This is a genomic window from Neobacillus sedimentimangrovi (assembly GCF_010614825.1).
GTDB lineage: Bacteria > Bacillota > Bacilli > Bacillales > Cytobacillaceae > Neobacillus > Neobacillus thermocopriae.
Map to the genome: position 1 here is coordinate 84,633 of NZ_JAAFZF010000003.1, position 15,215 is coordinate 99,847.

Annotated in this window: 17 protein-coding genes; 9 read left to right on the plus strand and 8 right to left on the minus strand. The window is 38.7% G+C overall.

The genetic code is table 11. The features are described 5' to 3' along the window. Positions 1-172: 172 nt before the first annotated feature. Complete coding sequence (locus GZA11_RS02570) at positions 173-1,414, plus strand: MFS transporter (protein ID WP_231314956.1); 1,242 nt, start codon at positions 173-175, stop codon at positions 1,412-1,414. 324 nt (positions 1,415-1,738) lie between these two features. Here GZA11_RS02570 and GZA11_RS02575 read toward each other — a convergent pair whose 3' ends face one another. Beyond that, the gene (locus tag GZA11_RS02575) at positions 1,739-1,942 is read right to left on the minus strand and encodes a hypothetical protein (protein ID WP_163182781.1); all 204 of its coding nucleotides are present in this window, start codon (positions 1,940-1,942) and stop codon (positions 1,739-1,741) included. A 189-nt stretch (positions 1,943-2,131) separates the two neighbouring features. Between GZA11_RS02575 and GZA11_RS02580 the strand changes: the two genes are divergently transcribed. Then, positions 2,132-2,584 (plus strand): DUF2269 family protein, encoded by a 453-nt coding sequence (locus GZA11_RS02580; RefSeq protein WP_038542080.1) that lies wholly within the window; start codon positions 2,132-2,134, stop codon positions 2,582-2,584. 30 nt (positions 2,585-2,614) lie between these two features. Then, positions 2,615-3,313, plus strand: a complete 699-nt coding sequence (locus GZA11_RS02585; protein ID WP_163182818.1) for a polysaccharide deacetylase family protein — start codon at positions 2,615-2,617, stop codon at positions 3,311-3,313. Between the two features lie 108 nt (positions 3,314-3,421). Here GZA11_RS02585 and GZA11_RS02590 read toward each other — a convergent pair whose 3' ends face one another. From GZA11_RS02590 to GZA11_RS02600, 3 genes are all read right to left on the minus strand, one after another. Then, a complete protein-coding gene (locus GZA11_RS02590) occupies positions 3,422-3,910 on the minus strand; it encodes a YobA family protein (protein ID WP_051968268.1) in 489 nt (162 codons plus the stop codon). 199 nt (positions 3,911-4,109) lie between these two features. After that, positions 4,110-4,520: a YbaN family protein gene (locus GZA11_RS02595; RefSeq protein ID WP_038539338.1), complete on the minus strand. Its 411-nt coding sequence runs from the start codon at positions 4,518-4,520 to the stop codon at positions 4,110-4,112. A gap of 95 nt (positions 4,521-4,615) precedes the next feature. Next, a complete protein-coding gene (locus tag GZA11_RS02600; protein WP_038539341.1) occupies positions 4,616-5,389 on the minus strand; it encodes an alpha/beta hydrolase in 774 nt (257 codons plus the stop codon). 312 nt (positions 5,390-5,701) lie between these two features. Between GZA11_RS02600 and GZA11_RS16585 the strand changes: the two genes are divergently transcribed. Both GZA11_RS16585 and GZA11_RS02605 read left to right on the plus strand, forming a co-directional pair. Then, entirely contained in the window at positions 5,702-6,004 is a 303-nt protein-coding gene (locus GZA11_RS16585; protein WP_321175662.1) for a phospholipase, read from the plus strand. A gap of 177 nt (positions 6,005-6,181) precedes the next feature. Further along, positions 6,182-7,246 (plus strand): undecaprenyldiphospho-muramoylpentapeptide beta-N-acetylglucosaminyltransferase, encoded by a 1,065-nt coding sequence (locus tag GZA11_RS02605; RefSeq protein WP_163182782.1) that lies wholly within the window; start codon positions 6,182-6,184, stop codon positions 7,244-7,246. 277 nt (positions 7,247-7,523) lie between these two features. On the opposite strand, the gene kynB is transcribed toward GZA11_RS02605, so the two are convergent. The 3 genes from kynB to GZA11_RS02620 all read right to left on the minus strand — a co-directional run bounded on the left by kynB (position 7,524) and on the right by GZA11_RS02620 (position 10,598). Continuing rightward, positions 7,524-8,150 carry an arylformamidase gene (gene kynB / locus GZA11_RS02610; protein WP_163182783.1) on the minus strand — a complete coding sequence of 209 codons (627 nt, stop codon included), beginning with the start codon at positions 8,148-8,150 and terminating at the stop codon, positions 7,524-7,526. 95 nt (positions 8,151-8,245) lie between these two features. Further along, positions 8,246-9,115 carry a tryptophan 2,3-dioxygenase gene (gene kynA / locus GZA11_RS02615; RefSeq protein WP_038542086.1) on the minus strand — a complete coding sequence of 290 codons (870 nt, stop codon included), beginning with the start codon at positions 9,113-9,115 and terminating at the stop codon, positions 8,246-8,248. A gap of 70 nt (positions 9,116-9,185) precedes the next feature. Continuing rightward, positions 9,186-10,598: an amino acid permease gene (locus GZA11_RS02620; protein ID WP_038539351.1), complete on the minus strand. Its 1,413-nt coding sequence runs from the start codon at positions 10,596-10,598 to the stop codon at positions 9,186-9,188. Positions 10,599-10,884: 286 nt separating this feature from the next. On the opposite strand from GZA11_RS02620, the gene GZA11_RS02625 reads away from it, so the two are divergent. Beyond that, positions 10,885-11,499 (plus strand): TetR/AcrR family transcriptional regulator, encoded by a 615-nt coding sequence (locus GZA11_RS02625; RefSeq protein ID WP_163182784.1) that lies wholly within the window; start codon positions 10,885-10,887, stop codon positions 11,497-11,499. A 129-nt stretch (positions 11,500-11,628) separates the two neighbouring features. Further along, positions 11,629-12,249 (plus strand): Crp/Fnr family transcriptional regulator, encoded by a 621-nt coding sequence (locus GZA11_RS02630; RefSeq protein WP_163182785.1) that lies wholly within the window; start codon positions 11,629-11,631, stop codon positions 12,247-12,249. Between the two features lie 11 nt (positions 12,250-12,260). Here the strand turns inward: GZA11_RS02630 and GZA11_RS02635 are convergent, their stop codons facing one another. Next, the gene (locus tag GZA11_RS02635) at positions 12,261-12,884 is read right to left on the minus strand and encodes a Crp/Fnr family transcriptional regulator (RefSeq protein ID WP_038539357.1); all 624 of its coding nucleotides are present in this window, start codon (positions 12,882-12,884) and stop codon (positions 12,261-12,263) included. A gap of 243 nt (positions 12,885-13,127) precedes the next feature. On the opposite strand from GZA11_RS02635, the gene GZA11_RS02640 reads away from it, so the two are divergent. Beyond that, complete coding sequence (locus GZA11_RS02640; protein ID WP_163182786.1) at positions 13,128-14,606, plus strand: 4-hydroxyphenylacetate 3-hydroxylase family protein; 1,479 nt, start codon at positions 13,128-13,130, stop codon at positions 14,604-14,606. A 30-nt stretch (positions 14,607-14,636) separates the two neighbouring features. Continuing rightward, positions 14,637-15,191, plus strand: coding sequence for an NADPH-dependent FMN reductase (locus GZA11_RS02645; protein ID WP_038539362.1), 555 nt, complete (start codon positions 14,637-14,639; stop codon positions 15,189-15,191). Positions 15,192-15,215 lie beyond the last annotated feature (24 nt).

Consider the following 15,215-nt stretch of genomic DNA (forward strand, 5'->3'; position numbering starts at 1 on the left):
TGAACAACTAATCCTATTTTAAGAAGAGCATTCGTATATAACACGGATATTTATTCTGGATAGGATTAGTGCAGGCTTTTTTAATATGACGAGAACAAGGTACACAGATGTACCTTGATTTTTTGGTGCCTGTTTTACCTCCTATCCAGATGTGGAAAAAGGAGGTTTTTTTATGGAACAAACTAAAACAGAATTGACCATGGGAACATTGTTCCGCAATCGAGTCATACAAGTTATCTTATTATCAACGTTATTCCTACAAATCGGAATTTGGGTTCGCAATTACTCCATCTTGTTATTTGTGGTGGAGAAAACCAATGAAAATCCAGTTGCTGTGTCACTCATTTCAGTAGCTGAATTTGCCCCGATTTTCTTGTTTTCCTTTATTGGGGGTACTTTTGCGGACCGCTGGCGTCCAAAACGGACGATGATCTGGTGTGATTTTCTAAGTGCAGTATCAATTTTTATCGTATTGCTTACTCTTGTATTTGGAAGCTGGAAGGCGATTTTCTTCGCAACTCTTGTTTCTTCCATTCTGTCACAGTTCTCTCAGCCATCAGGAATGAAGCTATTTAAATTGCATGTTCCAGAAGAGCTGATTCAGATGGGGATGTCCATCTATCAAACACTGTTTGCATTATTTATGATTCTTGGTCCGGTTCTCGGAACATTTGTTTATCAGCAATATGGCATTAACACAGCGATTGCCATTATGGGTGTTGCCTTCTTGATTTCTGCTGGTATCTTGTTCTTGCTTCCGGCTGATTTTGAGGTAGAAGAAAAGAAAGAGAAGACTACGATCTGGCAGGAAATGAAAGCTGGGTTTAAATATGTTTTGAATAGCCGTGCATTATCACTACTTGGCGGGACTTTTGCTGCAGCGGGATTGGCGATCGGACTTACTCAGCCACTTGCTGTTTTCCTCGTTACGGAACAGCTTGGCCTACCGAAGGAACAATTGCAATGGTTAATGGCAGCGTTTGGTACTGGAATGATCCTTGGAGGCGGTTTGACGGTTGGGTTAGCGAAAAAGACACCTCCGCAAATTTTGCTCGCCTTAGGTTTGGCCGTGAATGCGATTGGATTTATTGTGTATGGTATATCTGAAATGTTTTGGCTTACAATGGCCGTACAGTTTATCACCGGTCTATTCATGCCTTGCATTCATATTGGTATCAATACAATGATTTTAAAGAATACCGAAGCAGCTTTCATTGGCCGGGTAAACGGGATTTTAAGCCCAATGTTTATGGGAGCCATGGTTATTACCATGACTGCTAGCGGCTGGCTGAAGCAAAAACTTTCACTTGTAACCATGTATGAAGGATCTGCGCTTTTATTTGTAGTAGGAATCTTTTTCTTGGTGCCGCTTTTTAAAGGAGCAACCATGTTGAAAAAAAGTGAAGAAGTATAGATAGGCAAAAGGAGCTCGCTGATGCAAGCTCCTTTTTTATTTAATATAAATATTAATATAGTCTGTCCATTAGGCTTTTGAAGAGAAAAAATAAGGAGAGAAAGAGAGAATACCTTTCATAGAATTTCTAAACAAGCTTTATATATAAAAATTAAATATTAAGATCAACACATAAAAACCTGCTCATGCTATTTCAAGAAAATGAAGTTTGTTTCTGTAAGAAAGGAGGTACTGGTATATAAAATTATTATGTGATAGACATTGAATAAGAGGCTGTGTTGGAAATGGGGTTCCTTCACAGCCTATATGAGGCACATTAAAAGATTAGATCCATGAAAATCCTCTTCTATGGTGGTCTCTTCTGTCGTGATCGCGGTCATGATCTCTTCTGTCCTCATTCTCAATAATGACTTTGTCAGCACGGATAATCACCCGATCTGCATCAATCACAACTCGTCTTCTTCTCTCATCACTCACGCCTAGCACATCATCATGAAAATCATTAAATCCTCTTCTTTCTTTTGACACGTTATTCCCTCCCTTCTTCCTTATAATGAATAAAATATGCTTGTACGAAAAAAGTGCTTGGACAAATTTCTCTTTTTTTCAATGAGGTGGTTTTGATAGTAAAGGACAAAAATATGTAACAATGCTTTTTATCTTATAAAATAAGAGTATGCTAAAATAATTTTGTACAGGATTGGAGGCTTAATGGATATGACTTTATATAAATTTCTTGTATTTATACATATATTTTCAGCGATAATGGGGGTAGGGCCGGGATTTATTTTAACAACTGTTGTGAAATCCGGAAAAACAATGACCGAATTACGTCATTCTTATGCTATCAGACATCGTTTGCATATTTTTGTAATGATTGGCGGCACATTATTGCTTGTTTCTGGCTTGGGCTTAGGTCTTTTAAACCCAGCTCTGTTCCGGCAGGGATGGTATGTCACGAGTTTGATCCTCTTTCTCATCGCCCTAGCTATCGGACCAGTTATGTTATCTCCTAGATCCAAACCGATTAAAGCGATGCTTGAATCTCATCAAGGTGAGGAGATACCGGAGGAATACTGGAAATTATCAAAAGAGCTTTTTATGTATGAAAACCTCGAGAATTTTATTATTATGATTATTATTGCCTTAATGATTTTAAAACCGTTTTAATGTAAATCTAAATAGAAGTTGGTTGTTATGATGAAAAGGAAATGGATCTTAAGCGGAATAGGGATTCTACTCTTTGTTCTTTTACTTTTTAGCATCAATCAATTAATGAATTCGAGAACTTATCAATTATTCGGGGATTTGATCAACAAGGTTGAAACCGATCAGAAGGTGGTTGCACTGACATTTGATGATGGACCGACGAACAAAAATCCGGATCTGCTGCCCCTTTTGGAAAAATATCATGCCAAGGCAACATTTTTTCTAATTGGTGCTGACATAGAAAAGTATCCCGAAGAAGCGAAGAAATTAGTAGAGGAAGGGCATCAGTTAGGAAATCATACTTATTCACATGATCGCATGGTCTTTAAAACTCCATCATTTATTAAAGAAGAGATTGAGAAAACAGACCGCTTGATCCGTGAAGCAGGGTATAAAGGGGAAATTGTTTTTCGTCCGCCGTATGGAAAAAAGCTTGTCGGACTGCCTTATTATTTAAAAAAACATGATCGGAAGACGATATTATGGAATCTCGAGCCAGACAGCTACTTTACTTCTGCATCAGACAAGATTAAATATGTAAAGGAAAATATTAAACCGGGTTCCATTATCTTGTTGCATCCTTGGTATGGTGATTCTGCAGAAGAGTTGAAAGCGATAGAAGGAATTTTACAGGAGTTATCAAATGAAGGATACGAGTTCGTAACCGTAGAAGAGCTGATAGGTTCATAGAAAAAACGCTTGGGTGGCCAAGCGTTTTTTCTATGCCAAGAAAGTATTTTGGTGACATCAAGAACTGACTAGCATAAGCACCTTAGCAGCGAGAGGGCTTTCGCTTTTCTATTTATCCTTTATTTGGACCATTACTTCGGATTCACCAGAATGGATGGTAATTTCCCAATGATCTGTTTTTGATTGATAAGTCACTGATTTAACAGCTGGAACATTGGAGAGAATGAATTCTTTTGATGCCAATGCTTTTCGAATAGCGTCTGATTCGGTCAGGTCTGCGTCTTTTGGTTTTTTGCTAGGAAGGACCGACACTTTTTCTGCTTCCGCCTGTCCCGGATAGGATTCCATTACCACATCAAACCAAATTTGTACTTTATCCCCGACATCTGCTTTATTTGAAGCATGAGAAAACCAAATCGCAGGATAAAATTCTTTGAGACCATCAGTTGAACTAAAATCCTCAGATTCTGAGGCAACCACGAGAATCCTGCCACTTTCTTTTTTTACCACGTACCCCTCAATCCCGGGTTTAGAATGTGTGGTGCAGCCGATTAGCCAGAGGCACAAAAGCAAAAAACTAAAAGGGAGCTTCTTCATTTTACAGCCTCCTTTATTAAATTAGAGAGCGGGGCCTCCTGTTGCACCAATCATCAGTACTGCCCGTTAAAAAGAAGGGAAGCTTTACTATTTGCCAATGTAAAGAGTGAGTCAGAAAGAAATGGTCAAATTCGCCCATCAAACGATCCTATCCTTAAGATAATGGAAATAAAAAGGCCAGGAACCCATTTGTCTTTTTTCATTGATTGCCTTCAACTTTTGCATTCTTACCCGGTACGGTTTTAATCTTAAAAATGAAATAATAATACTTATAAATAATAATCAGCACTAGTACTATTTTGATGATGTAGCTATCATGTAAAAATAGTGGGATGGCAATCATTGCATCAGAAAAGAGCATTAAGGTCACCTTTTGCTTTAAGGTCATCGATTTTTCCCGAACAAAGGTTTCCAAATGGCGCTTGTATAGGTTCGTGCCCTTAAACCAAGTCTCAAAGCGTTTCGATCCTTTCATAAAGCAGAACGAAGCCAATAGCAGGAGGGGAGTCGTCGGTACGACGGGTAAAACGATTCCCACCACACCAAGGCCCAATGAGATTAATCCAATGATAATATAGATAAATTTTACAATACTACGTTGTATAAACATACCCTTCACCTTAGATGAGCCTTTACTCCTATTTCCCCTTCATTATAACATATGAAAGTGACAACCCGCTGAAAGGCCTATTTCAACCATTATCATTATTCCAAAAATAAATAGGTAAAAATATTCGGAATTCTTTCTTTGAAAAAAGAATAGTGATGTTCTGCCTTTTCTACTTGTTGAAACTTCGCATCTTCGATTTTGTTGTCTAATAGGTCAAAGACTCTTTTGCTAAGATCCAAGAAAAGTTTACTAGAGGCGTCATCTCCTGGAACTTCATTTGTTCCGATATCCATATAAAATTTTTCAATGCTGGACAGATCGGATTGTTGGATCAATTTTTCAATTTCCTCCTGATTACGGAAATAGGCTGGAGATAAGACGGCAATTTTTTTAAAAAGATGCGGGTAACGACAAGCAGCATATGTAGTGATAAGTCCCCCCAATGAAATGCCGGCCATCGCAGTTTCATAGCTTATTGTCCGGTACTTTCGGTCGATTAATGGCTTTAATTCATGGACGATAAAATCTAAATAGGCTTCACCATTACCGCCAGCTGTACTTTCATATCCTAAAATTTGCTTGCTTAATTCTCCATGCTTCCATGGGCAGTATTCATTGATCCGTTCCTCTCCTTCGGGATTTAGATCAATACCTACCACGATCAGTTCTAATTTAGTTTGTTCTAGATAATCTTTTAAACGTAATGAAACTCCTTTTAGTGCGTCCTCATCTTCAAACACATTTTGCCCATCATGCATATACAAGACGGGGTATCTTTTATCTGTATTGCCATAATTTTCTGGTAAATAAACTCGTACGTATCTTTCTTGTTGAAATGAAGTCATATAAACCGAGAATTTTTCTAACAAATTATAGCACCTGCCTATTTAGGATTTGAAATGTCTTAGATTCGAAACGCTCGTAAATAATGATATATGAAATAAATTTAATAGTTAAGTATTTTTATCATTCACCAAAATATGTAAGTAGAAGTGTCTTTTGTGTACGAAAGGTTGAAAAGGAGGTTAGCAATGGACTATTACGCTTCTTTACAGAAAAGGATACATGCGAAAAGATTTTGTCTAGTGTCCTCCATCAACTTTTGGCCAAAGGGTACATGTCCCATTCGATTTCTCTCCTTTTACATAATTTAATAGTATAGGAGCTTTTCATGGAAAGAGGTGATCATTTTGAAGGGAAGAGGGAGAAAAAGCCCATTTCGTTTTTGTGTTTTTCCCGGTTACAACTGGTGTGGCCCAGGCTGCAGTGGGCCGGGGGCACCGATAAACGATGTAGATGCCTGTTGTATGAAACATGATCAATGTCTTCGAAGCGGTATTGATCGTTGTCAGTGTGACTATGAGTTTATGAATTGTCTCTATCATAAGAGGAATCCTTACACAGATAAAGGAAGAAAAGCAGCATTAATGTACAATGCAATGAAAGTTTACACGACATTTGCGTGCGGCGGCCGGATAAGGTAGAAATGAAAAAAGGATGGGACTTCCAATGAAAGTCCCTAATTTTTTTGAGATATGTCTAACGATAGAGTCTTATCTGCTAGTGTTTTAAGTTGGTAAAGTGTAATGATATGGAATTGTCAGCTTTTTTTTCATATAATTAAATAATGCATAAAAAAAGTAATCATATTTGGAGGAAGTATGGCGAAAAAGACAATTGTATTTACTGGCGGGGGTTCTGCAGGACATGTGACACCAAACCTAGCCGTTATTAATGAAATAAAAGACGATTGGAATATTCATTATATTGGTTCAAAAAAGGGAATTGAAAAGGAATTAATCAGAAAAATCAACATCCCTTATCATAGTATTAGTAGCGGAAAGCTGAGACGATATATCGATTTTGAAAATGTCATTGATATTTTTCGAGTTCTCAAAGGCTGCTTGGATGCTAGAAGGATTTTAAAGAAACTGAAGCCAGATTTAGTTTTTTCAAAAGGGGGATTTGTCTCCGTCCCGGTCATAATTGCGGCTAGATCTTTAAAAATCCCTATTTTTATTCATGAAAGTGATATGACACCTGGTCTGGCCAATAAAATCTCGCAACGGTTTGCAACAAAAATCTTTACATCGTTTGAGGAGACGGAAAAATTTTTCCCGAAAAATAAAGTCAAGGCAATTGGATCACCGATTCGTAAAGAGGTTTTGAGCGGATCAGCGGAAAGAGGACGAAGGTTCCTGGGATTTGATCAAAGACGGCCGATTTTGACGATCATGGGCGGTAGCTTAGGAGCAAAAAGGATTAATGAAGCCGTCAGAGAAGCATTATCACAGCTGACAGAAAAGTATCAAATTGTTCATTTATGCGGTAAAAACAATGTGGATGAAAGCTTAGCTGACATATCCGGATACAAACAGTTTGAATATGTTCATGAGGAATTATCTGATATATTGGCAGCTACTGATTTGGTAATCACTAGGGGTGGTTCTAATGCAATTTTTGAATTTTTGGCATTAAACATTCCGATGTTGATTATCCCGCTTGGGCTTAAGCAAAGTAGAGGCGATCAAATTTTAAACGCCCAAGCTTTTGAGGAAAAAGGGTTCTCCCTCACATTAGAAGAAGAAAATCTGACTAGTGAATCGCTCATTAAACATTTAGAAATGCTTGAGGCAAAAGAGGAAGAAATTCGCGGGAAAATGAAGGCGTCACAACAAGGGGAAGCGTTAAAGACACTTGTGACGGAAATAAACAAATTTTTGTAATAAGAAAAAGAGTTGCTTCGGCAGCTCTTTTTTGGGAAGAGGGATCTAAAAGGAGAAGAATGGAGACAAATGTTTCGTTTACAAGTCTTATTGAGAACATGAATAGAAATAGAGGGTTTCCCAAAAGTATCATTTTTAGGAAACCCTCTTTTTGTTTACTCTAAGCCTTGTATTGATTTCCGTTCTAACCACGGAGGCGTCGCAGAGCCTCTCCTCCTCATGCTCCTAAGTAGGTTCCCATCCTCTAAGAAGCCTTTTTTAAGGGACTGGCTATTTTTTAACCCAATTTCCTTATCACCGCTCGAACCGGACTTCCGTCTGCTTCGACTAATGGAAGTGGAAGGGCTGCAAGCTCGTAATCTCCTGGCTCAATTTCGTCTAATACAAGTCCTTCTAAAATATGAATACCAAAACGGTTCAGTTCATGATGGGCAGGTAACTCTTTACTATCCAGTGAATCCACAGATGGTAAATCCAGTCCAAGCAGCCGCACTCCGTTTTCGGAAAGGTAGGCAGCTAGTTCTGGTTCAACAGGTGGTATTGATTGAGGAAACTCCTTGCGATTTTGCCAACTATCGGTCCGAATCAATAATCTGGTCACCCCATCCAAATTCACTTCAGATAATTCCTTAATCCCAATTCTCTTCACATTAGGCAAATGAACGACACGAGCCGGACCAATATACAACTGGATATCTAGATCAATAACCTTTTTTCCTTCATTATCGAAATGATAAGGGGCATCAATATGTGTGCCGGTATGAGTGCTCATCGTAATTTCGCCGACATTGACAGAGCCGCTTTCTTCCATATTCCAGCTTACTTTATAGCAGAAGGGCGTATCCCCTGGCCAAACAGCTATATCATTAGTGAGCTTTTGTGATATATCTATCCATTTATTCATGATTGAAAGCCTCCATCCATTTAAGACAAAAGCGGCGCGGAATGAATATTATCCGTCTGCCGCTTAATCTTTAACTTTATCCATCTATTAGTGTATTACAGTAGTGTCCTTATGCTCAAGAGATCTGGGAAGAATTGCTGATCGACTACTCTTTTTAGATAAGTAACACCTGAAGATCCGCCCGTTCCTTTCTTATGTCCAATGATCCGTTCTACCGTCGTCATATGATGAAAGCGCCAAAGTTGTTGCTGATTTCCGATGTCTACTAGTTTTTCTGCCAGCTCATATAAATCCCAGTATTGATCGGTATTGCGATAAACAGTTAGCCATGCCTCTTGGACACTTGGATTTGGTTCATAGTTTTGTGAAAAATCCCTATTAAGTACCGTTTCATCTATAGGCAACCCATGAGCATGAAGAGCAGAAACTGCCGCATCATAAATACTAGGTTCATGAAGTGCCTTATTCAATTGTTCATACAGTTCAAATTGGTGACGATAAACAGCGAGTGTGTGTGCATTTTTTTGCCCTAAAGCAAACTCAATCAAACGGTTTTGATAAGACTGGAATCCGGATGAATGGCCCAGTTTATGACGAAACTGCATATAATCTGCAGGAGTCATGGTGGTCAGCACACTCCACGATTGGATCAATTGCTGTTGGATTCTTGAAACGCGTGATAGCATTTTAAATGAAGGTTCCAGATCGTTGCGAAGAATACATTGAATCGCTGCGTTCAATTCATGAAGAATCAGCTTCATCCATAGTTCGCTTGCTTGATGAATAATAATAAATAACATTTCATCGTGGTGATCGGAAAGGCGATGTTGGCTTGATAATATTTTGTCAAGATGGAGATAATCGCCGTAGGACATTTCTTTTTGGAAATCGGTTTGAATCTCTTTTTCGAGCCCAGGGTGGCCATTTTGGACTTTATCATTCGTATCTGCTTGTTTCTCAGTCATCATGTTTCATACCCCGCTTTCTAAATTTTTCTCCTTTAACTTGAATCCATTATCTATCTACTTGATTCGTTTAGTTGTTTAATTGGTTGACAGATTCATGGTGTAAAGCCTTTTTTTTATTCGTAAAAAAGTAAGTGATGGATAAAAAGATAAGCCAAGGAATGCCGAACTGAAGTAAGATTTTGAAGTCGGTTACCCATGTAGTGAGCATTAAACTGACAAGGAGTACGGCACCAATAATGGTTAAATATGGGTAGCCAATCATTTTTACCGGCAACTTACGTCCACCTTTTTGCTCCCATGCTTTTCTGAAAAATAAATGAGAGATAAAGACCATTAACCAAGTAAAAATAGCTCCGAACATGGAGATCCCCATCATAAACGCATAGGAAGTATTAGGGAATAGGGCGCTGACAGCCGCTGCTACGACTATCCCTGTTGCGGAAACGGCAAGAGCTGCAAATGGAGCTCCTTTTTTACTGACACTTCCGAAAAGGGCTGGTGCAAACTTGGACTGGGATAAAGAAAACATCATTCTCGTTGATGCATATAACTGGCTGTTCATTGCAGACAATGCGGCTGTTAATACAATAAAGTTCATGATTCCGGAGGCGCCTGGGATATTTAAAATTTCCATTACTTTTACAAACGGGCTTTTATCCACTCCAGCCGATTTCCATGGAACGATCATTAACATAAGAGCAAGAGTAAGTACATAAAACACAGTCAGGCGAAAAACAGTTGCTTTCAATGCTTTTGGTACGGCAATATCCGGATCTTTTGCTTCACCTGCAGTAACGGCAATCAATTCCGTCCCTAAAAAACTAAAGAGGGAGATAAAGATGGCAATCCAAACGCCTGACCAGCCAAAAGGTAGAAACCCCCCATCATTTACTAGGTTTTCAGGTCCCATATTTGTGCCGGACGTATCACCAAATATAACGTAGGCACCTAAAAGGATAAAGCCGACAATTGCGCTAATTTTAATCATTGAAAACCAATACTCAAACGTAGCGAAAGTATGTACACTTGTTGCATTCACATATATGAGTACGGCTCCAAAGAATAAAATCCAAACCAATCCTGGCACTGTTGGAAACCAGTATTTCATATAGATAGCAATTGCGCTTACTTCCACTCCAACGGCTAATACGTTAGCAATCCAGTATGAATAACGGACGAGATATCCGGCCATCGGATGAATATACGTTTCTGCAATAAAGCCGAAAGACCCGGTGGAAGGGTGGGCGACCGTCATTTCAGCTAGACAGCCCATTAAAATTAAGACAATCAATGCACCAATTGCATAACTAATTAACACACCAGGTCCAGCTGTACTTATGGCTAGTCCGCTCCCAAGAAATAAACCAGTACCAATGGCACAGCCCATCGCGATCATTGTCAGCTGCCTCGTGGTTAAATCACGCTTTAATTGATTACCGGATCCACTATGACCATGGACTTGACGATTTTTATTCCCCATAGAGCTCCTCCTTTTGCCGCAAAGGCATATTTTAAATGAATTGTGTGGAACCGCTTACAAAATAATAGATTCTGTGAAAAGCAGAAAAATTTCCTAACCCATTGATTTCCTCCTGTTCATCGGTTATATTTTCAAGGGACATCATAACAAGGAATATGACATTATGTCAATAATATAATTCAGAAAATTTTTAATGTTATATTTACCCTGATTTTCTAATGATAGGAAATCACGAAGTTCCGGTTCTTTCTTAATCTTTTAAAAAACAAATGAGGAGATAAAGAAGATGAAGGAAAAAGAAGTGACGGACAAACGGCATCTACGATCTATAAAGACTCGGCAGAAATTACTAGAAGCTGCAAAAGAGGTCTTTTTGGAGGAAGGTTTCCAAAAGGCAACGATTTCGCAAATGATCAAAAAAGCAGAGGTCGGCTATGGGACAGCCTATGTACATTTTGAAGGAAAAGAAGATATTTTAATTGTCTTAATGGAGGATGTGATGGGGAAATTTTATGAAATTGCCGAAATTTCCTTTTACCCTAAGTCTAAAGAGGAAGCAGAGAAAATCATTCAAAAGCAAGCATACTCTTTTTTGAAAATGGCCGAAACGGAACGCCGTATGCTCCAAATTTTCGAACAGGCTATTGGAATATCATCCGCTGTTTCTGAGAAATGGAAATCAATCCGTGAGAAATTTATTCAACGGATTTCAAAAGATATATCCTACGCACAGGAAAATGGATTGGCAAGAAGGGAATTAAATCATGAACTGGTGGCAAGGGGATGGTTTTTCATGAACGAAATGTATCTTTGGGATATCGTGCGGAATGAACGGCAAGAATCGGTAGAAGAGATTGCTAAAACGATTACTGCTGTTTATACAAGAGGGCTTTATCTATAAAGAGTGGGCTACAAGGGAAAAAGTCCATGGTATATTGGAGGAAGAAACAACATGTAACCGTGTACATCATCCATTCATCAGCTTATGAACACCCGAAAAAAAGACAAAACTTTTTAGAAAGGTGATTGAATGAAAGAGCTTCTTTACAAATGGGAACCTTATTTGAAGTATGGCCAGCGGTTTGAAGTGGAAAGGAATAAGGTGATTTACCGTCAGGGGGAGAAGGGAAGAGGGTTTTTTTATTTAAGCATGGGAGAAATCAAAATTACTCTTCTTTCTGATAAGGGAGATGAACGGATTATTAATGTGGTGCCGCAGGGGATGTTATTTGGTGAACATGGCATTCATCAAGAACCGTATTTGACTAGTGCAGCTGCGGGCTGCCCGTCTGTCATATACTACTTCTCTGACGAGGCAGCTGCAACGATTTATGCCAGACACCCGGAAGCGGCAGAAATATATACGAATTCACTCATCTATAAATTTCGAACCATAGCGGAAATCATCTCTCATATTGATTGTCCAGTAGAACAGCAGATGGCTCATTATTTATTAAAGCTTTTTTATGAAAATAATGGAAGCGCTTCCATGAATCAAACTTCCCTTGCTAAATATTTAGGCGCATCAAGGATAACTATCAATCGGATCATTCAGAAATGGAAACAAAAAAATTATATCACATTAAAGAACCGTCAAATATTAATCAATGATGTTGAGAAAATAAAAGCAATCGCTCACGATGAATGTTGATATAGAAATTATTAGTTTACCAGGTTTCGAAAGAAATCTGGTTTTTTTATATAGTATTTCTTGTTGATAATGTCAATGATTCCTTTCTCTTTCCATTGTTTTAACACTTTGTATACGGAGATTCTTGTCAATCCTGTACAGCTGGCAATATCTTGCTGATTGAGGGGAACTTCGAGATTCTGAAATTCAAAACAAATATTGTGGAGTAGCAAAGCAATTTTTTGTTCTGATGTAAGCGTATCCAAATTGATGCGATCTAAAAGAATTTTCATTTTATGAATAACCGTCCTAGAAAATACTCGTACAATTTCTGGTTTCTCCTTTAAAAGTTGCTTGAATTTCCTATTGGAAAAATGATAGACAATAGAATCTTGAACCGCAATGGCTGTGGTGAAATGTTCTTTTTGATCGAATGATTGAACACCCATCAGCTGGTTCGGGATCACGATGTTTAAAATTCGTTCTTTTCCAGTGGCATTCACGCTTACGATTCTTACTAACCCTTTATGAAGAAAATAAAATCCGTCACCAGGTGTTCCTTGTGAATAAATGGTTTGCTTGCGTTTAAAAAATTGCCTCGTACCAAATTGCAAATATGGCTCCCAATTAAAAACATGCTCATACAAAGTAACCATCTCATAACCTCCCCAAATGAAATTGGATACAAAAGTGCTCATGAATGGTCCTTATTCTAGCAATTTGCCTTTCCACTATCATGATAGTAGAAATAGAAATAGAACACCACTATTTATTTGATTATTTTGATTTGTTTAAAAATTTTATTAAAAATTACGTTAATTAGGTTACAGTTACGCTCACAAGAAAGGAATACAATTGAGTTATGAATTTTCTGATATTTTTTTTGAAGGAGGTTGCCTATGGGAGTAAGAACAGGGGCGCAATATATTGAGGGGTTAAAATCACGAAAGCCGGAAGTTTGGCTTTCCGGACGGAAAGTGACAAATGTTTTTGAGGAGCCTGTATTTAAACAGCCGATCTTGGAAATTGCCAAGCTGTATGATATGCAGCATGATCCAGAATATCGCGAACAAATTACTCATATTTGCGAAGAAACAGGAGAAAGAGCGAACAACGCTTTTTTAGTGCCAAAAAGTTATGAGGATCTAATGAAGCGCAGAGCTGTATTTGAAGCATTTGCTAAGGCAACATTTGGTTTAATGGGTAGAACACCTGACTTTTTAAATGTCGTAGTTACCTCCATGTACCATAATGCATGGTTCTTTGAAAAATACAATAAAAATTGGGCAGATAATATTCGAAACTATTATAAGTACTTGCGTGATAATGATTTATTTTTAACCCATGCCATCATAAACCCACAAAATGACCGCAGTAAATCATCCCATGAGCAAAAAGATATGTTTACCCATCTAGGGGCTGTTAAGGAAACACCAGATGGTTTGGTGGTTCGGGGAGCAAAAATGCTGGCGACCCTTGCCCCAATCACGGATGAGGTTATCATTTATTCCTTCCCAGGATTTAAACCAGGAGATGAGCGTTACGCATTAGCCTTTGCGATTCCGATCGACACACCGGGGCTCCGGATTATTTGTCGTGAACCAATGCAGGATGGAACCCGCTCATTGTTTGACCATCCGCTGGCATCAAGATTTGAGGAAATGGATGCCCTATTAGTTTTTGATGATGTCGTTGTTCCATGGGATCGAGTATTTTTATATAACAATGTCGAAGCGGCGAATCTGCTTTATCCAATGACGGGTGCAGGACAGCAGCCGGCCCATCAGTCTGGAGTCAGAGGGCTGATCAAGCTTCAATTTGCGACAGAAGTGGCCATGAAGCTTGCTGATTCTATCGGGGTGGATGTTTATTTGAATGTCCAAAATGATTTAGGAGAATTAGCACAATCGCTTGAATCGATTAGAGCCCTTCTAAGAGTGGCGGAACTGGAATATACGATTACCGAACATGGGGAAGCGATGCCTGCTTATATACCGCTTGAAACGATCAGAGGACTGCTTCCGAAAATGTATCCCCGTGCCATTGAAGTCTTGCAAATTATCGGTGCAGGTGGGCTGTTAATGTCACCAACCGGCGCTGATTTTGAAAATGAAGAATTAAGAGATTCTATTGAAAATTACTATGTTGGAAGAGAAGGAGTATCCTCTTTTGACCGAGTAAGTCTGTTTAAACTGGCATGGGATTTATGTGGAGAAGCGTTTGGACAGCGTCTGCTTCAATACGAACGATACTATACTGGCGATCCGATCCGGAAAAGAGGGATTTTTTACAATAATTTTAAACGTATGCATTCACCGGATATGGTGGAAGAAGCGCTAAAAGTAAGTACTTTAAAAAAAGAAATGGCAGCAAAATAAGATTTCTGCTGGGAAAGGAGTCAGAAGAAAATGAAACTAGTAGGAATTTCCGGCACGCTTATAGGAGCAAAAACTGGCATTCTCGTTAAAAAAGTGTTGGAAGAAGTGAAGCAAAACCATCCGGAGATTGAGGTGGAATATCTTGACCTGATGGACTACGATATTCAGTTTTGTGATGGCCGCAGTCTTTCTGCCTATTCAGAAGATACGAGGACGGTTATTGAAAAGGTGTCTGCTGCTGATTTCTATATTATTGGAACTCCTATTTTTCAAGGTTCCATCACTGGGGCATTAAAAAATCTGTTCGACCTAATCCACCCAAATGATTTTAGAAACAAAGTGATGGGATTTGTGGCAAACGGAGGAACTTATCAGCATTATTTGGTCATTGAAAATCAATTAAAACCGATTGCTGGATTTTTCCGGGCCTTTGTCGCACCAAGCTATGTCTATGCAAATAATGATCATTTTAATAAACAGAATGAAATTGTTGATTCGGACCTGTTGGATAGAATTTCCCGATTAGCCGAAGAAGTGGTCCATATGCAGAAAGCATTAAAAGCTGACTATAGCCAAGTAAAATAAAGATCCAATAACGAAGGGAGAAGA